This window comes from Methanoculleus methanifontis (genome assembly GCF_030464365.1).
In the GTDB taxonomy this organism is placed as follows: Archaea; Halobacteriota; Methanomicrobia; order Methanomicrobiales; family Methanoculleaceae; genus Methanoculleus; species Methanoculleus methanifontis.
In genome coordinates, this window is record NZ_VCYI01000001.1 from 105,397 (window position 1) to 129,098 (window position 23,702).

Genomic DNA, 23,702 nt, shown 5'->3' on the forward strand with positions numbered 1-23,702 from the left:
GCATACAATGGAGTGGCATGAAGGTGTGCATAATGTGCGGAGGGGAGGGCACACGGCTCCGCCCCCTCACATTCGGGCGTCCTAAACCGTGTATTCCAATTGTCAACAAACCCTCGATCCAGCACCTGGTCTCACACCTCGCGAACCTCGGGTTCAACGACGTGGTGATCACGCTCGGTTACATGAGCGAGTCCATCGAGGAGGCCCTCGGGGACGGGTCGCTCTTTGGGGTCAATGTCACCTACGTCCACGAGAAGACGAAACTCGGAACGGCGGGGAGCGTCAAGAACGCCCAGAAATACCTCGAAGAGCAGCCGTTCCTGGTTGTCGGCGGCGACCACGTGGTGGGCCTGAACCTGCTCGAGTTCTACCGTGAACACCTCACCAACGACTCGATCACCACGATCGGCCTCATCAGCATCGATGACCCGACCGAGTACGGGATCGCCGAGATCGACGCGGACTACCAGATCAAACGGTTCAAGGAGAAGCCGAGCCCGGGTGAGATCTTCTCGAACCTGGCGAGCACCGGGATGTACGTCTGCGACCCGGAGATCTTTGACCACATCCCGACCGGCGAGAAGTTCGATTTCGCCCGGAACCTCTTCCCCGAACTGATGGAGAAAGGCTACGGCCTGAAAGCCTGGCTTGCCCGCGGCAACTGGTCGGACGTGGGAAGCCCGCGGTCGCTCCGTGAAGCGGAACGGTGGAAACTGCAGGATATCGGGTTCACGAACATCTCCGGCGACCTCTACATCAAGGGCGCCCGGATCCTCGGCCCGGCACAGATAGGGAGTTCGGTCTCGATTGCGGCAAATTCCCGGGTGATCGGGCCGGTTTCGATCGGCGCCGGGACGATCATCGAGGAGAACGTCATCATCGGGCCGTATACGAGCATCGGGGAGGGCTGCATCATCAAGAACAGCGCGAAGGTCTTCTCTTCGTCAATCTACAACCGGGTGGTGATCGGGAGAGACAGCACCGTCAGCGGGAGTATCATCGACAACGATACACTCATCGGCACCGGGTGCAACATCGAGCACGATACGGTCATCGGGCCGCGTGCGGTGCTGAAAGGCGGCGTGGTCGTCCACTCGGGAACCCGGCTCTGGCCGGAGGTGATCATCCCCGAGGGGACGGTCGTCAAAGAGCACGTCTTAAACGAGGACTTCGATACCCGGACCGAAGGGTCCTAATTGGGGCATTTCACCGCGCCTCGTGGTTCCCGGTGCAGGTCGCCCCCTCACGCGAAGGACACGAAAAGCGGTTGGTTGCCGGTGATGGCCCCCGGGGCACTACCCGTGCCTGACAAGCCGGTGCGTCAGCGCGACAAGGGGGTGGCGGGCGTAGTCGAGGACTTTGATGTCGTCGAGCGTCTTTAAGTTCAGCGTCCGGGCCGTCCGCTCCATCCCGAGTTCGATGTTCTCCCTGACCTCGATGATGTAGGCGTCGAGGTTCGCGATCCCGAGTCGCTTGGCCGCGATCGCACGGTGGTGCCCGTCGACCAGGATCCAGCGGCCCGGCCGCCTGACGACGATCAGGGGCTCGGCGAGCCCCTTCTTGATCTCGTACATCCTCCCCTCCAGTTCGTCCTCGTAGATCTTCGACTGGGTGGGCAGGAGGTTGATGATTGGAACCGATCCCCGTTTCAGGGTCGGTTCCACCCCGTAGAGTTTTTTGAGTGTTTCGATGAACTTGAAGACCTTTTCCGGCGATACGTGCTCGATCTGGGACCTGATGACGTCGGCGTTCGACATGATCCCGATGAGCTCGTTTCTGTCGTTGACGACCGGGAGTTTCTGGATGCCGGAGCGGAAGATGACGCGAGCGGCGTCGTTCACGCTCATGTCCGGGTCGGCGACGATGAGGTGGCGGGACATCACCTGCTCCACCGGTGTCGATGGGTGGACGAAGAGGAGATCCCGTGCCGATATGTAGCCCACCACCACTTTTGAATTCTCGACGACCGGAAAACCGTCGTGATGTGTATTTTTTATGGTTTCGATGACGTCCCGAACCGTCCCGTGGGCATTGACGGTGACGACGTCGTAGGTCATGTAATCCTTGACCTTCTTTTTATCCATCATGATAGTCTCACGCTGGCCCGACATGAAATGTTCGGTTGAACCCGGCAACGCCCCCAAAAAATGGTTATTCAATGGGGATCGTGGTTCCGGTCTCGGCCGGCGCTTTCTTCAGCCGGACCTCGAGAACCCCGTTCTTAAACGTTGCAGCGGCGCTCTCTTCGATTACTTCCGCCGGGAGCAGCACCGTGCGGGTCATCAGACCGTAGATGCGCTCTCGCATGAAGAAATCCAGGCTCTCCTCCTCGGTCTCTCCCGTCCGCCTGCTGGTGATCTCCAGGTGGCTGGGATCGATGAGCCGGACAGCGACGTTCTCCTTCTCGACGCCGGGGAGGTCGGCAACGACGATCACTTCGTCCTCGTGGTCGCGGACATCCACGCGGAAGTCGCGGACCGCGGGGACGACCCGGCCCCGGACTTCCTCTCCGCGTGAGCCGATCCCCCCGAGCAACGACTGGAACCTGCTCTCCATCTCGGCCATAAGGTCGTCGAAGTCCTGCCATATCGTGCGATACGGTCCTCGTTCGATTCTTGCCATTGTAATCACTCCTGTTGACTCGGATCGCCCCGGACGAGCGGGTCGGCCGAGGCTAACCTTTAGGTAGTGCTAAAGTATAATAAATTTATCTCTGGCGTCTCCGTATCCCTCCAGAACAATACCATTTTATTTCACCAAACGGCGATTGTACTCGTAATGAAAAAAACACAGCAGAAGACCTCGAAGGATGACAACTCCCCGTGGATGAAATGGGCCTATGTGGGGATTGCCGTTCTGGTTGCGGTTGCCATGGTCGGCACCTATCTCGCACCCATGTTTGAGAAGAAACCGGCCGCCCAGGTAGGAAACATGGCGGTGATCGGCTACACCATCTTCAACGAGGACGGACGTCCCCTCATCACGACCGACCAGAACCTCCTCGTAAGCGAGTACGAGAAGGGAAACTTTGTTCTCCTGACCTACGGCCTGGAGATGCCCGTCGGTGCACAGGTCTCAGGTGAGAACATTGCACCCATTCCCATCGCATACCCCGAGACCAACGGAACCGTGGGCGCCGGACTGCTGGGATTCGAGACCAACGCTATCTCGGCAGGGCTCGTCGGGATGCAGGCCGGCGAGACGAAGACCATCAGTTTCGCTTACGAGGAAAACGACCTCGAGATAAATATCAGCGAAGAGGAAGCAAACGAGATCGACCTCAACTTCACGGAGGCGGAAGTGGGTAAACCGTTCCTGCGCGAGTTTATGCTCGCGTCGGGCATCCATCTGGGGAATGAGACCAACCAGACCCCGACGCTGCGCTTCTGGGAAGTCGCTGACAAGACCGACGACTCGCTGGTCGTTACGTGCCGCTACGGCAGCGCCCGGGTCACACTCAACGGCATAACCGGGTGACGGCACCCGCCCCACACTTTTTTATAATCTCCCTGCGACCTGCCGTACATGGCGGTAAAGGTGATTAGTTTCTACCAGGAAGGATGCATGGGGTGCGAGGAGCAGGCCTCGATCCTCTGCGAGACCGAGAAGGAACTCGGAATCAAGATAGAAGAGATCGATGCCGTGAAGAACCCCGAGTATATCCAGAAGTATAATCTCCGGGTGACGCCGACGATCATCGTCCTCGATGGCGACGAGGTCAGGGAGCGGATGGAGGGGCTCGTCCACCGTGAAGACCTCGAGGCCGCGATCCGGCGCCACCTCCCCGAGCCCCTGCCCCGGTGAGGTTCAGCGGCCCCGGGGGCGACCTTCGAGATACCCGTAGATCCGCTTCACCCGGCGGGCAAACGTCTTCCATCCTTCTTTTCGCATGACCGGGCCGTCGCGGAGTTTGATGTGTGATATCCTGATCCGGCGGCCCGCAAAGGTGTAGGTCTCCCCGACGACGAACTCATCCTCGCCGTCGGCGGTCTGGTAGAGCGGGAGGGTCGTGCGCCCGGTGTGGATTGACGCCTTCACCACGACCTGCTCGATTCCCCGTGTCCAGAGAGTCGTCACCTCTCCGGCCGCCGCCCGGCGAACCCGCTTTGGACCGGCCTCAATGCCGGTCACCTCGACCCCGAAGACCTCGTCGCCGCACTCCGCGGCGATCCGGTCGCCAAGGGAGACGACCTCGTCATCGAACATCTCGACGCTGCAGACCATTGATTCGGTCTCCTGGCTCACGATGGCTTTGATGGCAAGGATCTCGGGTTCGGGGGGTCTCGGTATCCGGTGAACCTGCCCGCACTCGCTGCACTGCACCACCAGTTCGGCGGCTTCCCGGAGAACCTGGTGTTCGCACTCCTCTTTACAGACGGGGCAAACGATGCTAATCATTCATTAGCAATAGCGTCCCTCTCCTAATTAAGCATGAAGGCGAGGGATGTCGTGCGGGCACGGGGACACCCGCTGGTCCAGGGAACCCATCGGACGACGTTTGAAGTGACAAAAGACGAGACGCTGACCGAGACCGGAGACTGCATCATCGGCGTCGCTGCCGACAAGGGTGCCGCCGACCTCGACCCCGGTCTCAAAGCGCTGCTCTGCGACGATCGGGCGGTGCTCACGACCCGGCTTACCGCGGGGAGCGAGATCGTCGAGGTGACGTCGCGGGGCAACGCGGCGTTCAGTCTGGATCACCCCGCCGACCTCGTCTGGCGACGGAGCGATTTTGTCTCCGACCGGACGGTGGGCATCCGCTCCGACCAGGTCGCGGCGACCCTCCCCCGCGAGTTCATCGAGGCGCTCCGGCGGGGGGAGGAACTGGTCGTCGAACTCGAAGTGGAGATTCTGGGTGACAACGTTCCGGAGGAACAAGAGTTCAAGCATCGCCAGGTGCGAGGTGCGACTCGCGAAGGGCGCGAAGGGAACTGTCGATGCGCCTATCAGCCTGACTTCGCGCCTCCGCGTGAGATCCGACACACTCATTGCGCTGCTGCCTCACACGGAGCTGTGAAATCCGTGAGGTTGCCGGTGCTCCGATCTTCCTGCCCGGAAAACCCGTGTGCCCGCTCCGCGATGCCGGCAGGGATAGATTTATGCACTCAAGGTGCAGGGGAACGGGTGAGATATGCAACCGCTCACCCCGGCGCTCGAAGACCTCCTCGAGCACCTGGAAGATCTCGACCGCCGTCTCCGCCCGCTCAGGGCAGGCGAGGGTGCGGCTCCCGCAGGGGACCTGCTCCTGCTCAAACCTGATCTTGCCGAGCTCTACGATCAGGTCGACACGCTGATTGCCGATATCCGGAGCATCGACGCCGCATACCAACGATATCGCGACCGATTTTTCCACCTCCCGGCGATTTGCCTCTGCACGGGCGCGGACAGCATCATCCTGGAGGCGAACCGGGCGGCGACCCTCCTGTTCGGCATCGCTCCCGACCGGCTGCAGGGTTTGCCTCTCGGCGCACATCTCCACCCGGAAAGCATCCCGGCGTTCCGGTCGGCCGTTGCAGCGCTCGGCCGGGGCGAGGATCTGCCTGCGCAGGAGTTCCTGCTCGTTCGAGCCGACGGCGGCACCGTTCCGGCGACTGCGGCCGTTTCGACCTCTTACGGGCCCGGCGGCCGTGCAGCCGAGTACCTCTGGGTGTTCCACGACATATCGGGAGAGAAGCGAGTCGAGGAAGCCCTCCGGGAGAGCGAAGACCGGTACCGGGAACTGACCGAGAACGTCAGCGACGCATTCCTCGCCCTGGACCGGGACGGCCGCGTCATCTCCTGGAACCGGGCGGCCGCCCGTCTCTCGGGCCGCACGGTGGAGGAAGCGGTCGGACAGAGCATCTACGACCTGTTCCCGCAACTCCGAAACGACGAGGTTATCGGGTTTTTCCGGCAGATTGCGGAGACCGGCCGACCCGGGATAAGCGAATGCAGGTTTGATATCCACGGCCGGGAACACACGTTCGAGGTGCGTGCCGTCCCCACCCGTGCGGGCATCTCCATCTATATCCGGGACATCACAGCCCGGCGCGAGGCTGAAGAAGCGCTCCGGCAGAGCGAAGAGCGGTGCCGGATGGTCGTTGAGAGCCAGACCGAGTTGATCTGCCGCCGGCTCCCCGACGGCACCATCACCTTCGCGAACGACGCCTACTGCCGCTACGTCGGCATCCCGTGCGGCGACCTCATCGGACGGCGCTACACCCTCACCGTCCCGGCCGACGACCAGGCCCGGATCCAGGAGAGCTTCGCCTCCCTCACCCCCGACCACCCGGTATCGACGGTCGAGCACCGGGTGATCATGCCGGACGGGGGTGTCCGGTGGCAGCAGTGGACGAATACGGCGTCCTTCGATGAAGAGGGTTCCGTCGTCGAGTACCAATCGGTGGGCCGGGACATCACCGATGCGCGGATGGCGGGGGAGGCGCTTCTTCTTGCGAACCGGAAACTCAACCTGCTCTCCGATGTGACCCGGCACGATATCTTAAACCGGCTCACCGTGCTCTCCGGGTACCTTGCCCTCTTTCGCGAGCGGGTGAGCGACCCGGAACTGCTGGACTACTGCCGAAAAGAGGAAGAAGCCCTCCAGGACATCCAGCGCTACATGGCCTTCACCGCGGAGTACCGTGATGTCGGGGTGGCCACCCCTGCCTGGCAGGATGCCCGGAGGATCGTCCGTGAGGCGATGGCGGGGCTCGATCCGGGCGATATTGCCATCGAGGTGCGGACGGGCGATCTGGAGGTGTATGCCGACCCTCTCATCGTCAGGGTCTTTGAAAACCTCATCGACAACTCGCTCCGGCATGGTGAACGGGTTACCCGGATACGCATCTATCCCGAAGGGTCCGACCGGGGGATCAGCCTTGTCTACGAGGACGACGGCATCGGCATTCCCCGTGAAGTAAAAGAGAACCTCTTCAGGCGTGGGTTCGGGCGGCAGACCGGATTCGGGCTCTTCCTCTCCCGCGAGATCCTCGGTATTACCGGGATCTCCATACGGGAGACCGGCGAGCCCGGTAAAGGCGCGCGATTCGAGATCGACGTCCCGCAAGGGTTCTACCGCTTCACCGGTCGCGGCCAAGCTCGGTGAGTTTCATCTCGGCCGTGTCGAGCAGGTCTTCGCACTGTTTGACGAGGAGCGCGCCCCGCTCGTAGATGGCGATGCTCTCCTCAAGGCTCGTCTCGCCGTCTTCGAGTTTCCGGACAATCCCCCGCAGTTCTTCTAGCATCTCTTCAAAGGTCTTCGTCATATGTTGTCTCCTCCACGACGGCTCTCGCCCGACCGTCCATCATCCTGATCGTCACGCGCTCGCCCGGTGCGAGGCTTGCGGCGCTCCTCACGACCTTCTCGCCCGATTCGACGATGCAGTATCCCCGCTCCAGGATCGCGAGCGGGTTCTTCCCCTCGAGGCCGGCGCGAATCTCCGCGAGAGCGGAGCGTTCCCGTTGCACCCGGGCGACCGCCGCCCGCCTGAGCAGGTCGTCGTGTTCGGCGAGGCGCTGCATTCGTTCGTTGATGCGGCGCGCGAGCCGTCCGGGGCGCATGCGCTCCCGCAGGTCCTCGACCTCGCTTTGTGAGGCGGCAAGGCGGCTACGGACGAGCAGGTGCATCCTCTCCTCGCACCCGGCAAGTTCGCGGAGCATGTCCCGGCGCTCGGGCACCGCCCGTTCCGCCGCCGCCGAGGGTGTCGGCGCCCGGATGTCCGCGGCGAAGTCGCAGAGGGCGGTATCCACCTCGTGCCCGACGGCGCTGATCACCGGTGTTCTGCACGCCGCGACGGCCCGCACGACGTCCGGGTGGTTGAAGGGGAAGAGATCTTCGAAACTTCCCCCGCCGCGCCCGACGATGATCACGTCCACGAGCCCGTCGATCCGCCGGATCGCCTCCGCGATCTCGATGTGCGCCCCCTCGCCCTGGACGGCCGTCGGAGAGAGGATTACTTCCGACGGGTAGCGCCGGGAGATGACCGAGAGGATATCCTTCACGGCCGCGCCGGTCGATGAGGTGACCACGCCGATCCGTTGCGGGAAGGGAGGCAGAGGGCGTTTCCGCTCCGGATTGAAGAGCCCCTCGGTGTCGAGTTCCTGCTTCCAGCGCTCGACCATGAGATGGCGTTCTCCGAGGCCCGCCGGGAGCATCTCCCGGACGATCAGCTGGTATCTGCCGTGAGGCTCGTAGACCTCCACGGATCCCCAGGCGAGGACGTCCATGCCGTCTTTGGGTTCGAACGCGAGCGCCGATGCGGTGGTGCGCCACATGACGCAGTTGATCACCGCGGAGTTCCTCCCGCTCCTCTCCGAGAGTGAGAAATAACGGTGGCCGGAGGCGTGGTTCTTGTAGTTGGTCACCTCCCCCCGCACCCAGATCTGGCGCAGGCGGGCGTCGTCGAGGAGGTCGCAGATGAGCCCTGAGACCTCCGAGACCCCGAAGATCGGGGTGCCGAACTGTTCCGGGCCGGTGGAATGACCGCCGAGCATCATCACAATCTATTTGACCGATGGTTTATATCAAGTAGTGTTATGGGTCGTTTCGCCGTCTCGACCATGTTCTTCCACGAGTACCCCTGTGACCATATCTTCGACTACGTCGCTGAGTCCGGTCTTGATTCGCTTGAGTTCTGGGTCGAGACGCCGCATTTCTGGCTTCGCGACCGCCCTGAAGATGAACTCGCCGGGTGCATCGCGGGGCACCCGGAACTCGCGCCGATCACCGTCCACGCCCCGTCGCTGGACTTAAACCCCTGCTCTATCAACCCCCGGGTTGCCGGGATCTCGGTCGACTACGCCGTCGAGGCCGTCCAGATGGCGGAGCGGATGGGTGCCGCCGTGGTCACCATCCACCCGGGGAAGCGGACGGCGAAACGGCACCCGAGCGCCTACGACTACCGCCGGTTCGAGGACTACATCGCCCGGCTCCGGGAGGTGGCGGAGGGGACGCGGGTGAAGGTGGCGATCGAGAACCTGGAGCCCCGGGTCAACGCGCTCCTCTCCACGGCGGAGGATGCCGCCGAGGTGCTCGAGCGGGAACCCTGGCTCTGGTTCACGCTGGATATGGGGCACGCCATGATGACGTCGTGCGACGAGACGATCCGGTTCATCGATCTCTGCATTGAGAGGATGGTTAACGTCCACGTCAGCGCAATCGGCGGGAACGGGCGCCCCCACCACCCCATTCATGACGACCCGGAGGCGTTGCGGGTGCTCGCGGAACTTGCCGACCGGGGTTATGGTGGATACCTCACCCTGGAACTCGAGGACATGGTCTTTCCCGGGGCGCTCTCGTCCGAGGAGAAGGTCGTGCTTCTTTCAAAGGAATCGGAGGCGCTACGAGAGGCATTCTCGTGAAGCGCTGGTTTTATTACATCTGGCTGCGACATAATTCATAAAATGCCGGGAATCAATCAATACCGGATGCTGCCGCTTGATGCGGCGTGGAGTAAATGGTAGTCATAGACCTTTTAACCGTAGAGATTATTTTATTCATTGTTTGTCTGCTCCTTTCGGGCTTTTTCTCAAGTTCGGAGGTCGCCCTTATATCGGTAACCCGGGCGAAAGTCCGCGCCCTCTTAAATCAGGGTCGAAAGGGAGCGAATGCGCTCGATACGTTGAAACAGTCGACGGATAGTCTTCTGATTACTATCCTGATCGGAAACAACATCGTCAACGTGGCCGCGGCATCGCTCGCGACCGCGATCGCCATAGCCATCTACGGCGATGTCGGTATCGGGATAGCGACCGGAGTCACGGTCATTCTGATGCTGATCTTCGGCGAGATCGGGCCGAAGATGTATGCCTCCCGGAATACCGAAAAACTGGCGCTCGCTGTCGCCCAGCCGATCCTCTACCTCTCAAGAGTGCTCTATCCAGTGCTCTGGGTCGCTGACCGCATCAAGCAGCAGTTCGCCTTCAGGCCCGGCGTGACCGAGCCGGTCGTCACTGAAGAGGAGATCAAGGAGTGGATCGACGTCGGCGAAGAGGAGGGCACCATCGAGGAGGAGGAGCGGGACATGCTCTACTCCGTGCTGCGGTTCGGGGACACAACGGTTCGCGAGGTGATGACGCCGCGGATAGACGTCACCATGATCGAGGACGTATCCACGCTCGAGAGCGCCCTCACCATCTTCAACGAGACGGGTTTCTCCCGGCTCCCGGTCTATCACGAGCACATCGACAACGTCATCGGGCTCTTAAACGTGAAAGACGTCTTCTCGGCAGTTTTCCGGCAGCAGACGAGCGCGACGGTCAGGAACCTGATGTACGAACCTTACTTCGTCCCCGAGAGCAAGAAGATCGACGAGCTCTTGAAGGAACTCCAGGTGAAGAAGCAGCACATGGCAGTCGTCCTCGACGAGTACGGCTCATTTGCCGGGATCGTGACCGTCGAGGACATGCTCGAGGAACTGGTCGGCGAGATCATGGACGAGTTCGACGAGGAGGAGCCCGAAGTGCAACAGGTCGAGGAGGGTGTCTACCTGGTCGATGCGCGGGCGTGGGTGGAGCACCTCAACGAGGACCTGGAACTATCCCTCCCGCTGATGGATGCTTATGAGAGCATCGGCGGCCTCGTTATCGACCGGCTGGGCCACATCCCCCGCCGCGGCGAGGTGGTCAAGGTTGAGGAGAGCAACATCACACTTGTGGTGATGCAGATGCGGGGTCGGCGGATCGTCAAGGTGAAACTGATCATCGGCCCGCAGAACGGGCCGGGCGAGGCCCGGTAAGGTGCCCGGAGAACGGTAGTTATGAGTCCAGAGAGATCTATTGATAAAAAACGGATTGCGTTCCTCGTCTCGGGGAGAGGATCAAACTTTCAGGCGGTGCTCGACGCCGTCGCGGCCGGGGATATCCCCGGGATCTGCGTCGGGCTCGTCACTGACAACCCGGAGGCGTACGCGATAGAGCGGGCGAAGAACGCCGGCGTCCCGGTGATGGTCGTCGACTACGCGGGGTTCCCAACGAAAGCCGCCTATGAGGAGGCCCTCCTCGTTGCGATGCGGGGCTGCCGGGCCGACCTCTTCGTCCTCGCCGGCTACATGCGGATCCTTGGGACCGGGATCGTCCGCGAGTTCTCGGGCCGGATGATGAACATCCATCCCGCCCTGCTCCCGGCGTTCTCCGGACTGCACGCGCAGCGGCAGGCGATCGAGTACGGGGTGAAGGTCGCGGGCTGCACCGTCCACCTGGTGGACGAGGGGATGGATACCGGCCCCATCGTTGTCCAGCGGTGCGTGCCCGTTCTCCCGGACGACGATGAGACGAGGCTCGCCGACCGGATCCTCGCAGAGGAGCACAAAGCCCTCCCACTCGCGGTGAAACTCTTCTGCGAGAACCGCCTGGAGGTCGACGGGCGACGCGTGTGGGTCCGCTGACCGCGGTCATCAATCTCTTATATATCTTCTCGCCTCCAATCTCATGACCCACCACTGAGACGGATCGCACCATGGCAGATACTAAACGAAAATCAGGCTCCCGGAGACTCGCTCGTGAGAGGATAAGTGTCCTCTTCGCGCGTGCCGCGGAGTTCTACCCGGAAAACCCCGACTGGAGCAACCGGTGCGTTGAACTGGCCCGCAAGATCGGCATGCGTCATCGCGTTCGGATAGAACGACCACTGAAACGCCGTTTCTGCCGCCGGTGCTGCACCTACCTGGTTCCGGGGTCGAACGCCCGGGTCCGGGTTCACCGGGGGCGCGTGGTTGTCACCTGTCTTGCCTGCGGGCACCGGTCGCGGTACCCGGTCGGGAGGCCACGACAATGAGCAGAGAATCATTCCAGGATCTCAAGCCCACCATCTGGATCGGGAAACGCGGCATCACGAACGTCATGATCGACGAGATCCGGCGGCAGCTCAAGGATCGGAAGGTCGTCAAGGTGAGATGGCTCAGAAACACCGAGGTTGATCCCGAGGAGATAGCGGCGTCGGCCGGCGCGGTCCTGGCCGAGGTCCGGGGGCGGACGCTCGTCCTTACGGAGCGGCGGAACCGATCGCCCGGGCACAATCCTCGAAATATATAAATCGTCACTAAACGAATATGTAAAGACTGTTAGCGAGAGTGAGGTTCATCTATGACGACTGTATATGACATCCCTGCCGATATGCTCATCCGGCAGGTGGCAGAAGAACTCAAGAAAAATCCGCAGATTCAGCCCCCCGACTGGGCCGCTTTTGCAAAGACGGGGGCACACAAAGAGATGCCCCCCGAGAATGACGACTGGTGGTACGTGCGTGCGGCGGCGGTTTTTCGGCGGATCTACACCGACGGCCCTGTCGGTATCCAGAGGATGCGCTCCGCTTACGGCGGTGCGCTGAACCGCGGCTCGGCTCCGAACCGGTTTAAGCGGGGGAGCGGGTCGATCGTTCGGAAGATCTTCCAGCAGCTCGAAGCAGCCGGATACGTCGCCCACGGCGTTGGGGGACGCACGGTAACACCGGCGGGCAGGTCCTTCCTTGACAACGTTGCAAACGGCCTGAAACCCGAGGCTGCCACAACCGCCCCGGGCCTTGCGAAGTATTGATCGGCAGGAGGTATGACTGATGGTAGATGACGAACTCGCTGAACTGCGCCGCCGGAAGATGGAGCAGATGCAACGGCAGGCGATGGATCAGCAGGGTATGGAGGAAGAGGCCGCACGCCAGCAGCAGATGGATGCACAGATCCGCGCCGCGCTCATGGAGATCCTCGAACCTGAAGCGAGGGAGAGGCTCAATACCATCAAGTTGACCCGGCCGGAGTTTGCAAAAGCGGTCGAGCAGCAGCTGGTGATGCTGGCCCAGAGCGGCAGGGTTCGGCAGCGGATCACCGACGAGCAGCTGAAAGCGCTGCTTGCCCAGCTGACGCCGTCGAAGAAAGAGTTCAGGATTACGCGGAAATAATGGAAGCAGGTGTGCTTTTCTCGGGCGGGAAAGACAGCGCGCTCGCGGCGATCATGCTCGCGCGCGATTACGGCGTGGAACTGAATACCTGTGTATTCGATCCCGACCGCGAGGTCCCGGAAGTGCGGGCCGCAGCGGCCGCCCTGGGACTTCCCTTCAGGAGAAGGGTGCTCGGAAGAGATCTGCTTTGCGAAGCCGTCGACCTGCTCCTCTCATGCGGGTACCCAAACGACGCGATCGATATGGTTCACCGGACGGCGGTTGAGGCCCTAGCGGCCGAGTATGCGGTGGTCGGCGACGGCACCCGCCGGGAAGACCGGGTTCCCCGGCTCGAACGCCCTGATGTCCAGCACCTGGAGATGACCACCGGCTGTTCCTACGTCCGCCCGCTCTTCGGCTACGGAAAAACTGAGGTGGAGCGGCTGGCCGAGCGATTGCTCGTGGTGCGGTACGGGGAGACGGGCAGCATCGGGAACGGCGACTATGAAGGAGAGCTCCGCAACGCCATCTGCGCTCGCGGCATCGACCCGGCGTCGTTCTTCCCCTCCCGCCACCTGCAGTCGCTGGTGGTCGCGAGGAGAGATACCTGAATATTACGAGAGTGAACATTATGAGCAAATTAATGAAGGGCCGGAAGATCCGGCTGGCAAAGGCATGCGAGCAGAACCGCCGCGTGCCTGCATGGGTGATGATCAAGACCAACCGTGGGGTTGCGTCGCATCCAAAGCGGCGCAACTGGAGACGGAGTTCCCTGAAGGTGTAAGGTTATGGCAGAAGCATTGAAGGAGCATATCTATATCATCCCCCTCCGCGAGGTGAAGCGTGCACCCCGGTGGAAGCGGGGTAACACCGCAATCAAGGACATCAGGGTGTTTCTCGCGCGGCACATGAAGAGCGAGGACGTCAAACTCGATAAGAGCATCAACGAGAAGGTCTGGGAGAACGGCAGTGCCAGGCCCCCGCGAAAGATTCGCGTCCGCGCGATGAAGTTCGAGGACGGGCAGGTTCAGGCCGAGCTCGCCGAGGAGTGAAATGACGGGAACGATCGATCTCGCCGGCGATCCGAACATCGGCGTCTACGCCCGAGTATTTGAGGATATAGCGATCGTATACCCCGGGGCGCCCGCGGAGTTTACCGCGGCCCTCGCGCGGGAACTCGATGTCGAGGTCGTGAGCACCTTTATCCAGGGAAGCAGCATCATCGGTTCGCTCGTTGCCGGAAACAGCCAGGGTCTTGTCGTCAGCGGCCTTGCCGCCGACGAGGAACTGGCGGCCTTGAACGAGTACCGGGACATTTTTCTGCTCGAGGGGGCTATGAACGCGGCCGGCAACGTTATTCTCGCAAACGATTACGTTGCCGCCGTCCACCCTGAGATGCCGTTCGATGTTGCCGAAGAGATCGGGTCGTTCCTCGGGGTGCCGGTGGTCCGGCTCTCGCTCGGCGGTATCAAGACCGTCGGTATGGCGGGATCCGCGACGAACAAAGGTGTCCTTGTCCACCCGAGAGCCAACGATACGGAGCTCGCGAACCTCGAACGAGTGGTCGAGCTCCCGATCGGGCTTGGGTCGGTCAACATGGGAAGCGGTCTCGTGGGTACCGGGCTCCTTGCAAACAGCAATGGCTACGTCGCAGGGTCCGTCACGACCGGGTTTGAGCTGGGACGAATAGAAGAAGTCTTTGGGTTTTTGGAGTGATACAACCATGGAAAACCAGATGTTTGAAGTTGTAGGCGCGTGTAAGATCAACAACGAGTGGAAACCGTACCGCAAGGTCGTCGGCGCCCCGAACGAGAACCAGGCAAAAGAGCGGGTTCTTACTGATATCGGGAGCAAACACCGCCTGAAGAGAAATTATATCTCTATCGAATCGGTTAACGTAGTAGCTGGTGAATGACGTGAACCAGGCAGATCCTCGCGAGATACAGACTCTCCAGATGTACTTGAACGAGTACGGGCAGCAGATCGAGCTCATGACGCAGCAGCTCTCGATGATAGAGCAGCAGCGGCTTGAGGGCACCGCCGCCATCGAGACCCTCCGTGCTATCCAGGAGAACGCGGACGATACCGTTCTTCTCCCCATCGGGGGCGGTGCATACCTTCGGGTGAAGGTGCTCGATGCCGGTCATGCTCTGGTGAACGTCGGGGCCGACGTTTCGGTCGAACGGGCCACCGCGGATGCGGTGGAGTATCTGGAGGATCGGATAACCGAACTTGAGGCGCTTGCAAAGAAGGTCTCAGGTTCGGTCGAACAACTGCAGGGCCAGGCAACGGAGATTTCCCGGCGCCTCGAGGCGACGTACCGGGGGGCCCGGCAGGCTCAGGCAGGCCAGGGCGGACGTTCATAATGTTTGATTCCCTAAAGAAAAAACTTCAGAATATCAGGACCAAATTCGCCTCGAATATCGAGGAGGCTGCCGGGGCCGAACCGGAGCCGCAGGTTGCAGAACTGCCGGAGGGAGCGGAGACGGAAGAACCCGTCTCCACTCCCGCCCCCCAACCCGAATCTTCTATCGCGGAGGAAGAGGTGCAGGAGGGCCGGGAGCGCCCTACGTTTTTTGAGAAGGTAAAAGTCCTCGTCCGGGATCGGGAAGTCCTCCTCCAGGAGAAGGACGTCGAGGAGCCGCTCTTCGAACTTGAGATGGTGCTTCTCGAAAACGACGTCGCGCTCCCGGTCACGGACGAGATCATCGCCCGGATGCGAAGCGATCTTCTTGGCCGGCACCGTAAGATCGGCGCCTCGGTTGACGATCTGGTCGTGTCGACCTTGCGCTCCGCGCTCTGTGGAGTGCTCGGGGAGGGCCTCGACCTCTCGCGCTACATCCGCGAGCACGAGCGCCCGGTGAAGATCCTCTTCACCGGCGTGAACGGAACCGGCAAGACGACGACGGTCGCGAAGGTCGGGCAGTACCTGCAGAAGAACGGCTTTACGGTCGTGATTGGCGCAGGCGATACCTTCCGTGCGGGTGCGATCGAGCAGATACAGACCCACGCCGACCGCCTCGGGATCAAGACGATCCAGCACCAGGCGGGCGCCGACCCCTCCGCAGTTCTCTTCGACGCTGTCCAGTACGCGAAGGCGCACGATATCGACGTTGTCCTCGCTGATACGGCCGGCCGCTTCCACAACCGGGCGAACCTCATGAACCAGCTCGACAAGATCCGGCGGGTCATGAAGCCCGATCTCGTCGTCTACGTCGACGAGGCGGTCGCGGGGAACGACGCGGTCATCCGTGCCGACGAGTTCAACAAGGCCGTCGGCACCGACGCCGTCGTCCTGACGAAGGCGGATATGGATCCCAAGGGCGGTGCGGCGATCTCGGTCGCTCACACCGTCGGGAAACCGATCCTCTTCCTCGGAACCGGCCAGGGCTACGACGACATCATGCCGTTCGAACCCGGGGCGGTGGTGAGCGAACTTCTGGGAGATGAAGCCTGATGCTCGATAACCTCGGCACGTCCTTAAAGGACGCCGTCAAAAAACTCGCCGGCAAGACAGTGATCGACCGGGCGGCGGTCGACGAACTGGTGCGCGACCTGCAGCGTGCGCTCCTCTCCGCCGACGTCAACGTCAAACTCGTGATGCACCTCTCCCAGGCGATCAAGCAGCGCGCCCTCGAGGAGGAGCCGCCGAAGGGGATGGGTGTCCGGGAGCACGTCCTCCGGATCGTCTACCAGGAACTCGTCCGGCTGATGGGGACGCCCGGCGAGGTGGCGCTCGAGCCCCAGACGATCCTGATGGCAGGGTTGCAGGGGAGCGGGAAGACCACGACGACGGCGAAGCTCGCCCGTTACTTCCAGCGCAAGGGGCTGCGGGTCGGGGTGATCTGCGCCGACACCTTCCGGCCGGGCGCTTACGACCAGTTGAAGACGCTCTGCGACCAGATCAGCGTCCCGTGCTTTGGGGATCCGAAGGAACCCGATGCGCTCAAGATCGTCCGCGAAGGCCTCCCAAAGTACCGCAAGCTCTACGAGGTCATCATCATCGATACCCAGGGGCGGCACGCCCTTGAGGAGAACCTGATCGAGGAGATCGTCAACATCAACGAGATCTCGCACCCCGAGCACAGGTGGCTCGTGATCGACGCGGCGCTCGGCCAGCAGGCGAGCGAACAGGCCCGCCGGTTCCACGAGGCGATCGGGATCGACGGTGTCCTGGTCACGAAGATGGACGGTACCGCGAAAGGCGGCGGCGCGCTCTCAGCGGTTGCCGAGACCCAGAGCGGCATCGTCTTCATCGGGAGCGGCGAGACGATCGACGACCTCGAGCGGTTCGACCCGGACGGGTTCATCTCCCGGCTGCTCGGGATGGGCGACTTAAGAGCCCTCGTCGAGCGGGCGGAAGAGGCGGTCTCGGGCGAGGAGCTCGACGTCAACGCCATGCTCAAGGGCAAGTTCACGCTCCGGGACATGTACAAGCAGCTCGAGGCCCTGAACAAGATGGGGCCCTTGAAGCAGATCATGAGCATGCTCCCCCTCGGCGGCATGCAGATCCCGGACGACGCCTACGACATCACCAGCACGAAGATGCAGCGCTACAAGGTGATCATGGACTCGATGACGCCCCCGGAACTCGACGACCCGTCGATGATCGGGAGCTCCCGGATCCAGCGGATCGCCCGGGGCGCCGGTGTGACGCCCGACGACGTCCGCGACCTCATCAAATACTACAAGATCATGCAGCGCGCCCTAAAGGGCATGCGGGGCATGGGCGGCGGCAAGTTCAACATGCAGCGCATGATGAAGAAGTTCGGCGGACCCAGTAGATGAAGCGGTTTGCCGTCGTGGGCCACCTTGCCGTGACGAGCGGCACCTTCAGCCTCAACGATCTGCCCGGTAGCGGCGGGAGGATGGACGTCCTCTGCCGCTCTGTCAACTCCGCGTTCTTCCTTTCTCACGATCTGCGCCGCGACGTCGAGTGCTACCTCGTCCTCTGCGGGGAGCCCGGGCCCGAGAAGACCGTCCTCTTTCGCGGCGCCGAGGTCAGGCACCTCTCGCCGGACGAGCGGAGCAGCGCCGCTCTCATCAAGAAGGCGCTCTCGATCCCCTGCGGCGACGAGTTCCGGGAGTCGACTCCCGGCGTCTACGTCCGCCGCGGCGGGCTTTCCCGGCTGCTTGCCGAGATCCCGTTCGCGGTGCTCGATGAGGCGGGCGAGGATATCCGGGGGGCACACGACCTCCCGGAGAACTATCTCCTCTCGGATCACCACAATTTCACCGCAGAGGAAGAGGCTTCGATCGCGGGCTGCCCCCGCTACTCGGTCGGGCCGCGGTCGCTGCACGCCGATCACACGATCACCGTCCTCTTAAATGAGATGGACCGGAGGGAATCCTGATGGATATCATACACGAGGTAGAAGCAATTCTTGGATACGGCGATACCTGCGACCACTGTCTCGGGCGTTTCTTCGGCAAGCGGTCGTTTGGACTGACGAACGAGGAGCGGGGCAGGGCTCTTCGGATCGCGCACGAACTTGCGGCAAACGAACCGCACCGCGAACCCGACCCGGGTTCCTGCTGGATATGCGCCGGCGAACTCTCCCGCACCGAAGACTGGGCGGAGAAGGTTGTCGAGGCGCTGGACGGCATCGAGTTTTCAACGTTCCTTATCGGGACGAAGGTGCCGCCGCTCGTCGCGGAGAGCGAGGAGATGATCTGGAGCGATCTCTCGCTCCGCGACCCCGAACCGCTGAAGGCCGAGATGAACCGGGAGGTCGGAAAAGCCGTCTCGGCCCTCTCCGGAAAGTCGGCCGACCTCAAGAAGCCCGACGTTGTGGCGATCCTCGATCTCGGGGAAGGCACCGTCGAGGTGCAGGTGAACCCCGTCTTCTTCGCCGGCCGGTACCTGAAGTACGAGCGCGGCATCCCCCAGACCCACTGGGACTGCCGGGCGTGCCGGGGAGCCGGGTGCGAGAAGTGCAACTTCACCGGCAAGCAGTATGCCGACTCCGTCGAGGAACTGATCGGCCGGCCGGCGATCGAGGTATTCGGCGCGGAGAACGCCGTCCTGCACGGTGCCGGGAGAGAGGATATCGATGCCCGGATGCTCGGATCGGGCCGCCCCTTCGCGATGGAGATCGAGGCGCCGCGGAAGCGGTCGGTGGATCTTGCGGCGCTTGAAGTGGAGATCAACCGTGCGGCCGAAGGCCGGGTGGCGGTTCACCTTGACGGATGGGCGGATCGGAAATTGGTGCAAAGCCTTAAATCAGACAAAGCGCATAAAAAATACAGGATCCTGGTCGAGATCGACGGTTCTGTAACCCCAGATGAGTTCAGGGCGGCCCTCGATCAGTTAAAAGGTGTAACGATACGACAGCGCACCCCGAATAGGGTGTCACACCGACGGGCAGATAAAGTTCGGGAACGGCGTGTCCTCGATATCGAATGTACGGGTAGCGTCGACGGCAGATACTGGGTTGAAGTCGTCGGCGAAGCGGGCCTCTACATAAAAGAACTGGTATCGGGCGACAGCGGCAGAACCCAGCCCAGCCTTGCCCAGATCCTGGGGCGCACCGCAAGTGTTGTCAGCCTCGATGTGGTGCTGGTCAAAACTGCAAACGAGTATGGTGAGTAATCATGGCACATCACAATGGACCACGCAAGAAGACGCGGTATAAGTTCAAGAAGGACCTCAGAAAACGTGGCATCCCCCCGGTCACCTCGGTGATTCAGAAGTTCGAGATCGGGCAGAAGGTGCACGTCGTGGTCGAGCCGAGTGTCCAGAAGGGCATGCCCCACCGGAGATTCCACGGGAAGACCGGCACGGTCATCGGACAGCGCGGACGCGCATGGCTGCTTGAAGTCAGGGATGGAGATTCGGTAAAACAGGTGATTGCGAGACCGCAACATCTAAAAGCGCAGAAAGTATAATCCTCAACAGTAGTGGTTGGCATGAAGGTAAAACGAATTGTGAGTGAAGAGCGGATGCTGCTTCCCGAACTGCGGGAAACCCTTCTCGCGGTGGAGGCAGCCCGGCTCGAGTCCGGTGAAGAGATGTCCTACGAGCTTCGTAAGAGCATCGAGCATGCCAACCAGCTTTCAAAGACATCTTCCGAGAGGGCTTGCGCCCTCGTTGATGAGCTCCTGAAACTTGAGAAGATGAAAGAGGAGATCGCCTACCGCATCGCGAACCTGATGCCGCGGACCCGGGATGAACTGCGGGCCATCTACGCCAAAGAACGGTTCAATCTTACAACGGAAGAGCTGGACGAGATCCTCGACCTGGTAATGACCCACTTCTGATTGAAGGGGTGGTGCCAATGAAGACCGAAAGGAAAGAGGAGAACGCGGTAGTTATCGATGTCCTCCCCATGGGATACGTGAGCGAGCAGCGGCCGGTCTACAAGCGCGAGCCGGTCGTCCAGGCGGTCGGCGTGAACCAGTTCAAGTTGCTCGAACTCATCCCGAAGCAGGGTGCGGATATCCAGCTCTACGACCGCGTTTATATCGGCGATGCGGAACGGGAGAAGATCGAGCGCGTCAAGCGGCGGATCAGTTACGATGATCTGACGGCGACGGCGAAACTCGAACTGCCGTTCGTTGTCGAGGAGATCGTCCGCGAGAACGAGCCGCGGTTCGTCGACTTCTTCAACAAGTCCGTGCCCATCACACCGAAGTTTCACATGCTGCACCTGCTCCCCGGCATCGGGAAGAAGCTGATGTGGGAGATCATCGAACAGCGCGGGAAGAAACCGTTCGAGAGTTTCGCCGACATCTCCGGGCGGATCAAGTCGCTCCCACATCCGGACAGGATGATTGTCAGCCGGATCCTGCGTGAGATCGAGGATCCGAACGAGAAGTATCACGTCTTTACATCGAGATGAGTGCTCCGAGGGATCAGCACTTTCTCGTCGACCGGAGAGCCGTCGGGAAGATTGCCGGTTTTGTTGATGTCTCCGGCCGGAGAGTGCTCGAGATCGGGCCCGGCGAAGGGATCCTCACCCGCGCCCTCCTTGACCGCGGAGCGGAGGTCATTGCGGTAGAGATCGATCCGGCTCTCGTGGAGGAACTCGAGATTGCCTTCGCCGACGAGATCGGGGAAGGCCGTCTCGAGATCATCCACGGCGACGCGAAGAAGGTGGATATCCCGCCGTTCGAGATCGCCGTCGCGAACCTTCCCTACTCTGTTTCTTCGAAGATCACGTTCCGGCTGCTCGAGATCGGCTTTGAGGTCGCTGTCCTGATGTACCAGAAGGAGTTCGCCCGGCGGATGATCGCGCCGCCGGGTACGCCGAACGTGGGCCGCCTCTCGGTGATGGTGCAGACCTACGCCTCGGTAAAACCGCTCCTCGACCTCGGGCCGGGTTCGTTCCGCCCGCAACCGCAGGTTCGTTCCTGGGTGGTCCGGATCACGCCGCACGAACCACCGTACCCGATCACGGACCGCGAGGTCTACGCGGACGTCGTCCGGGTGCTCTTCTCCCACCGCCGCAAGACCGTCCGGAAGGGTCTTCGGACCGGCAAGGATGCGTTTGCACGTGAGGCGATCGAGCGGACGATCGCGGAACTGCCCGACGACCTCCTGCGGCGCCGGCCCGAAGACCTGACGCTCGAGGAGTTCGCGCTGATCGCGAACATGCTTGCCGGGAGTTAGGGATGCTCCCCGACCAGGTCTACCCTCCCGCTGAAGACTCGTTCCTCCTCCTCCGGGCGGCGCGACGGGAAGTCCGGGAGACCGACCGGGTGCTCGAGGTCGGGACCGGGAGCGGCTACGTCGCGGCCGGACTTCTCGGCCGCGCGGCGAGCGTGGCCGCAACCGATATCAACCCCCACGCCGTCCGGTGCGCCCGCGCCCGTGGGGTGGCGGCGATCAGGACAGACCTCGTCGCGGGCGTCTCCGGTCCGTTCGACCTCATTCTCTTCAACCCCCCCTACCTCCCGACGTCTCCCGATGAGCGGATGGACGACTGGCTGGAGTACGCCCTCGACGGCGGGCCGACAGGAAGGGTAGTGATAGAACGGTTCGTCGCGGACGCCGGGAGGGTGCTCTCGCCATACGGGCGCATCCTGCTCCTGGTCTCGTCGCTGACCGGGCTTGACGAAGTCCGGGAACTCTTCGCCCGCGAGGGATTCGTCTCGTTCGTCGTCGACGAGGAACCGCTCGAGGGGGAGCGGCTCTACGTCATCCGGGCGATGCGGGACCTCTGCCGGATGGGAGCGTGAGCCTTCGGGTTTCTTCGGCTCCGTTTCTCCTGATAGAAGGTTGCTTACTATTTTTCTTATTCCGGTAACCCCGATGGCCGGATAAGGGCTTGATGTGGCTCAATTTTTAATGTATAGGCTGATTGTGGTTAGAATATTCAGTTAGATTTTATCTCCTCTTGCATCACATAAGATATGTTATCGTGACAATACAACATTCCAATAATCTCCTCACTGAAGGATCGGTCGGAAAGGGTCTCTGGATCGTGGCTCTTCCGATCATCATCAGCAACTTCCTCGCAAGCGTCCTGGAGGTGGTGGATATGTATTTCATCGGGAAACTCGGCGATGTTCCGATCGCCGGCGGAGCGATGAGCATATCCATCATAATGGTGCTTACAACAGTGATCTTCGGGACCGTGACGGCAACGGCTGCATTTGTCTCGCGAGCATACGGGTCGCAGCGGTATGAGCGTATCCCGGTGATCCTCGCGCATTCGCTGTATCTGGCACTTGCCTTCTCGATGATCCTTATGGTCATCGGCATCTTCTGGCCACAGGATCTCCTCCTGCTCCTTGGAGCGGAGAGCGAGGTCGCAGTGGTGGGAGCACGCTTCCTCTCCCCGATGCTGATGGGAATGTTTGCGTTCGTCACGCTGATGATCCTGACGACCGTGTTCCAGAGTACGGGAGACTCGCGAACGCCGATGTACGTGATGATCGCGGTGAATATCGTGAACATTGTTCTGAACCCAACGCTGATCATGGGTCTCGGCGGTCTCCCGGCGCTTGGAATAGCCGGATCTGCGTATGCGTCCCTTACGTCGCGTACGATCGGCGTGCTGCTTCTGATTGGGGTGATGTATCTGCCGTCCAGAAAGGACAGACCGGTCAGGTTCCCGAAGAAGTGGACGTTCGAACCACAGCTGATCAAGGATGTCGTGAAGGTCACGATACCTTCGGCGGTGCAGAGCGGGGTCAGGAGCTTTGCGTTCCTGGGGATGACGGCGATCGTTGCGCTGTACGGGACGGCGGCGGTGGCGGCATACGGCATCTGCCAGCGTCTGGATATGCTGGGCCTGATCTTTGTGTTGGGGCTTTGCACGGGAGTCGCGGTGATGGTCGGGCAGAACCTGGGAGCAGGGAAAGTGGAGAGAGCGGAGAAAACGGTCCGGATCGCGATGATCGTGAACGCATCGTTCATGGCGATGGTGGGTATCCTGTATCTGTTGCATGCGAAGAATCTCCTGGCGCTCTTCGGCGCGACAGGCGAGTCGCTTGCAGACGGCACCCTGTTTATGCAGATAATCCCGATGTCGTATTTCGTGATCGCTATGGCGATGACGATGGGATTTGCGATGAACGGTGCGGGGATGACGAGACCCGGCATGTACGCGGCGATCGCGGGGCAGTTGATCGTGCAGGTGGGTCTTGCTGCGATCTTTGTGACGATGGACCTGCCGTTGCAGTTCGTCTGGTTCGCGGTGGTCTGCGGCACCGTGGTGGTGTTCCTGTGCGACCTGTTCTTTTACCGGCAGGGCGCCTGGAAGACAAAGAAACTGAATCTCGGCGGAGAGAATTAAGCCAGAGATTCTCTGAGACTTTTTTTCGACCGGCCCTGTAAGGAGCCTGTGGACGTTTTGTCCGCTGGCGATCCTGCGCCGGTGACTTGATGTTCTGTGACGGCGATACC

General features: G+C 61.5%; 32 protein-coding genes and 1 pseudogene. 28 read left to right on the forward strand and 5 right to left on the reverse strand.

Translation table 11 applies throughout. From position 1 onward, the window contains the following. Nucleotides 1–17 precede the first annotated feature (17 nt). A complete protein-coding gene (locus tag FGW20_RS00555) occupies nt 18–1,196 on the forward strand; it encodes a nucleotidyltransferase family protein (protein WP_301676159.1) in 1,179 nt (392 codons plus the stop codon). Nucleotides 1,197–1,295: 99 nt separating this feature from the next. Here FGW20_RS00555 and FGW20_RS00560 read toward each other — a convergent pair whose 3' ends face one another. Beyond that, nucleotides 1,296–2,084: a CBS domain-containing ParB/RepB/Spo0J family partition protein gene (locus FGW20_RS00560; RefSeq protein WP_301676322.1), complete on the reverse strand. Its 789-nt coding sequence runs from the start codon at nt 2,082–2,084 to the stop codon at nt 1,296–1,298. Nucleotides 2,085–2,151: 67 nt separating this feature from the next. After that, a complete protein-coding gene (locus FGW20_RS00565; RefSeq protein ID WP_301676160.1) occupies nt 2,152–2,622 on the reverse strand; it encodes an Hsp20/alpha crystallin family protein in 471 nt (156 codons plus the stop codon). Nucleotides 2,623–2,778: 156 nt separating this feature from the next. On the opposite strand from FGW20_RS00565, the gene FGW20_RS00570 reads away from it, so the two are divergent. Then, complete coding sequence (locus FGW20_RS00570; protein WP_301676161.1) at nt 2,779–3,477, forward strand: hypothetical protein; 699 nt, start codon at nt 2,779–2,781, stop codon at nt 3,475–3,477. Nucleotides 3,478–3,525: 48 nt separating this feature from the next. Then, a complete protein-coding gene (locus FGW20_RS00575) occupies nt 3,526–3,804 on the forward strand; it encodes a thioredoxin family protein (protein WP_301676162.1) in 279 nt (92 codons plus the stop codon). Nucleotides 3,805–3,807: 3 nt separating this feature from the next. Here the strand turns inward: FGW20_RS00575 and FGW20_RS00580 are convergent, their stop codons facing one another. Next, entirely contained in the window at nt 3,808–4,398 is a 591-nt protein-coding gene (locus FGW20_RS00580; protein WP_301676163.1) for an HVO_0476 family zinc finger protein, read from the reverse strand. Between the two features lie 33 nt (nt 4,399–4,431). Here FGW20_RS00580 and FGW20_RS00585 point away from each other — a divergent pair. After that, nucleotides 4,432–4,785: pseudogene (locus tag FGW20_RS00585) on the forward strand (DUF371 domain-containing protein); the annotation flags it as partial. A 346-nt stretch (nt 4,786–5,131) separates the two neighbouring features. Beyond that, a complete protein-coding gene (locus FGW20_RS00590) occupies nt 5,132–7,087 on the forward strand; it encodes a PAS domain S-box protein (protein WP_301676164.1) in 1,956 nt (651 codons plus the stop codon). On the opposite strand, the gene xseB is transcribed toward FGW20_RS00590, so the two are convergent. Both xseB and xseA read right to left on the reverse strand, forming a co-directional pair. Beyond that, nucleotides 7,062–7,247, reverse strand: a complete 186-nt coding sequence (gene xseB, locus FGW20_RS00595) for an exodeoxyribonuclease VII small subunit (protein ID WP_301676165.1) — start codon at nt 7,245–7,247, stop codon at nt 7,062–7,064. The two genes, FGW20_RS00590 and xseB, sit on opposite strands and share 26 nt — an antisense overlap. Further along, nucleotides 7,231–8,478: an exodeoxyribonuclease VII large subunit gene (xseA, locus tag FGW20_RS00600; RefSeq protein WP_301676166.1), complete on the reverse strand. Its 1,248-nt coding sequence runs from the start codon at nt 8,476–8,478 to the stop codon at nt 7,231–7,233. The genes xseB and xseA overlap by 17 nt, the downstream gene beginning before the upstream one ends. Before the next feature lie 39 nt (nt 8,479–8,517). Between xseA and FGW20_RS00605 the strand changes: the two genes are divergently transcribed. The 23 genes from FGW20_RS00605 to FGW20_RS00715 all read left to right on the forward strand — a co-directional run bounded on the left by FGW20_RS00605 (nt 8,518) and on the right by FGW20_RS00715 (nt 23,592). Next, the gene (locus FGW20_RS00605) at nt 8,518–9,342 is read left to right on the forward strand and encodes a sugar phosphate isomerase/epimerase family protein (protein WP_301676168.1); all 825 of its coding nucleotides are present in this window, start codon (nt 8,518–8,520) and stop codon (nt 9,340–9,342) included. Nucleotides 9,343–9,437: 95 nt separating this feature from the next. Further along, nucleotides 9,438–10,718: a hemolysin family protein gene (locus FGW20_RS00610; protein ID WP_301676169.1), complete on the forward strand. Its 1,281-nt coding sequence runs from the start codon at nt 9,438–9,440 to the stop codon at nt 10,716–10,718. Between the two features lie 21 nt (nt 10,719–10,739). Next, on the forward strand, nt 10,740–11,366 hold the full coding sequence (purN, locus tag FGW20_RS00615) for a phosphoribosylglycinamide formyltransferase (RefSeq protein ID WP_301676170.1): 627 nt from the start codon (nt 10,740–10,742) through the stop codon (nt 11,364–11,366). Between the two features lie 71 nt (nt 11,367–11,437). After that, nucleotides 11,438–11,755 (forward strand): ribonuclease P protein component 4, encoded by a 318-nt coding sequence (locus FGW20_RS00620; RefSeq protein WP_301676171.1) that lies wholly within the window; start codon nt 11,438–11,440, stop codon nt 11,753–11,755. Then, nucleotides 11,752–12,012, forward strand: a complete 261-nt coding sequence (locus tag FGW20_RS00625) for a YhbY family RNA-binding protein (RefSeq protein WP_048113252.1) — start codon at nt 11,752–11,754, stop codon at nt 12,010–12,012. The genes FGW20_RS00620 and FGW20_RS00625 overlap by 4 nt, the downstream gene beginning before the upstream one ends. Before the next feature lie 51 nt (nt 12,013–12,063). After that, on the forward strand, nt 12,064–12,513 hold the full coding sequence (locus tag FGW20_RS00630; protein WP_301676172.1) for a 30S ribosomal protein S19e: 450 nt from the start codon (nt 12,064–12,066) through the stop codon (nt 12,511–12,513). Between the two features lie 19 nt (nt 12,514–12,532). Beyond that, nucleotides 12,533–12,871 carry a DNA-binding protein gene (locus tag FGW20_RS00635; protein ID WP_301676173.1) on the forward strand — a complete coding sequence of 113 codons (339 nt, stop codon included), beginning with the start codon at nt 12,533–12,535 and terminating at the stop codon, nt 12,869–12,871. Next, nucleotides 12,871–13,461: a DUF7411 family protein gene (locus FGW20_RS00640; RefSeq protein WP_301676174.1), complete on the forward strand. Its 591-nt coding sequence runs from the start codon at nt 12,871–12,873 to the stop codon at nt 13,459–13,461. Before FGW20_RS00635 ends, FGW20_RS00640 begins: the two co-directional genes overlap by 1 nt. A 20-nt stretch (nt 13,462–13,481) precedes the next feature. Then, nucleotides 13,482–13,634: a 50S ribosomal protein L39e gene (locus FGW20_RS00645; protein WP_301676175.1), complete on the forward strand. Its 153-nt coding sequence runs from the start codon at nt 13,482–13,484 to the stop codon at nt 13,632–13,634. Nucleotides 13,635–13,638: 4 nt separating this feature from the next. Next, the gene (locus FGW20_RS00650) at nt 13,639–13,902 is read left to right on the forward strand and encodes a 50S ribosomal protein L31e (protein WP_301676176.1); all 264 of its coding nucleotides are present in this window, start codon (nt 13,639–13,641) and stop codon (nt 13,900–13,902) included. A 1-nt stretch (nt 13,903) separates the two neighbouring features. After that, the gene (locus FGW20_RS00655) at nt 13,904–14,566 is read left to right on the forward strand and encodes a translation initiation factor IF-6 (RefSeq protein WP_301676177.1); all 663 of its coding nucleotides are present in this window, start codon (nt 13,904–13,906) and stop codon (nt 14,564–14,566) included. A gap of 7 nt (nt 14,567–14,573) precedes the next feature. Continuing rightward, nucleotides 14,574–14,765, forward strand: a complete 192-nt coding sequence (gene rpl18a / locus FGW20_RS00660; protein ID WP_301676178.1) for a 50S ribosomal protein L18Ae — start codon at nt 14,574–14,576, stop codon at nt 14,763–14,765. Next, nucleotides 14,758–15,216, forward strand: coding sequence for a prefoldin subunit alpha (gene pfdA, locus FGW20_RS00665; protein ID WP_367617908.1), 459 nt, complete (start codon nt 14,758–14,760; stop codon nt 15,214–15,216). The genes rpl18a and pfdA overlap by 8 nt, the downstream gene beginning before the upstream one ends. Then, nucleotides 15,216–16,307, forward strand: coding sequence for a signal recognition particle-docking protein FtsY (gene ftsY, locus FGW20_RS00670; protein ID WP_301676179.1), 1,092 nt, complete (start codon nt 15,216–15,218; stop codon nt 16,305–16,307). Before pfdA ends, ftsY begins: the two co-directional genes overlap by 1 nt. Then, the gene (locus tag FGW20_RS00675; RefSeq protein WP_301676180.1) at nt 16,307–17,638 is read left to right on the forward strand and encodes a signal recognition particle protein Srp54; all 1,332 of its coding nucleotides are present in this window, start codon (nt 16,307–16,309) and stop codon (nt 17,636–17,638) included. Before ftsY ends, FGW20_RS00675 begins: the two co-directional genes overlap by 1 nt. Beyond that, on the forward strand, nt 17,635–18,204 hold the full coding sequence (gene trmY, locus FGW20_RS00680; RefSeq protein ID WP_301676181.1) for a tRNA (pseudouridine(54)-N(1))-methyltransferase TrmY: 570 nt from the start codon (nt 17,635–17,637) through the stop codon (nt 18,202–18,204). Before FGW20_RS00675 ends, trmY begins: the two co-directional genes overlap by 4 nt. Then, complete coding sequence (locus tag FGW20_RS00685) at nt 18,204–19,442, forward strand: tRNA pseudouridine(54/55) synthase Pus10 (protein ID WP_301676182.1); 1,239 nt, start codon at nt 18,204–18,206, stop codon at nt 19,440–19,442. Before trmY ends, FGW20_RS00685 begins: the two co-directional genes overlap by 1 nt. Before the next feature lie 2 nt (nt 19,443–19,444). Beyond that, nucleotides 19,445–19,738 (forward strand): 50S ribosomal protein L21e, encoded by a 294-nt coding sequence (locus tag FGW20_RS00690; protein ID WP_301676183.1) that lies wholly within the window; start codon nt 19,445–19,447, stop codon nt 19,736–19,738. 21 nt (nt 19,739–19,759) lie between these two features. Beyond that, nucleotides 19,760–20,110, forward strand: coding sequence for an RNA polymerase Rpb4 family protein (locus tag FGW20_RS00695; protein WP_301676184.1), 351 nt, complete (start codon nt 19,760–19,762; stop codon nt 20,108–20,110). Between the two features lie 17 nt (nt 20,111–20,127). Continuing rightward, nucleotides 20,128–20,691 (forward strand): DUF655 domain-containing protein, encoded by a 564-nt coding sequence (locus tag FGW20_RS00700; RefSeq protein ID WP_301676185.1) that lies wholly within the window; start codon nt 20,128–20,130, stop codon nt 20,689–20,691. Next, nucleotides 20,688–21,461: a 16S rRNA (adenine(1518)-N(6)/adenine(1519)-N(6))-dimethyltransferase RsmA gene (rsmA, locus tag FGW20_RS00705; RefSeq protein ID WP_301676186.1), complete on the forward strand. Its 774-nt coding sequence runs from the start codon at nt 20,688–20,690 to the stop codon at nt 21,459–21,461. Before FGW20_RS00700 ends, rsmA begins: the two co-directional genes overlap by 4 nt. A 2-nt stretch (nt 21,462–21,463) precedes the next feature. Beyond that, nucleotides 21,464–22,030 (forward strand): HemK2/MTQ2 family protein methyltransferase, encoded by a 567-nt coding sequence (locus FGW20_RS00710; RefSeq protein ID WP_301676187.1) that lies wholly within the window; start codon nt 21,464–21,466, stop codon nt 22,028–22,030. Nucleotides 22,031–22,212: 182 nt separating this feature from the next. Beyond that, entirely contained in the window at nt 22,213–23,592 is a 1,380-nt protein-coding gene (locus FGW20_RS00715; protein WP_301676188.1) for an MATE family efflux transporter, read from the forward strand. Nucleotides 23,593–23,702: the final 110 nt, after the last annotated feature.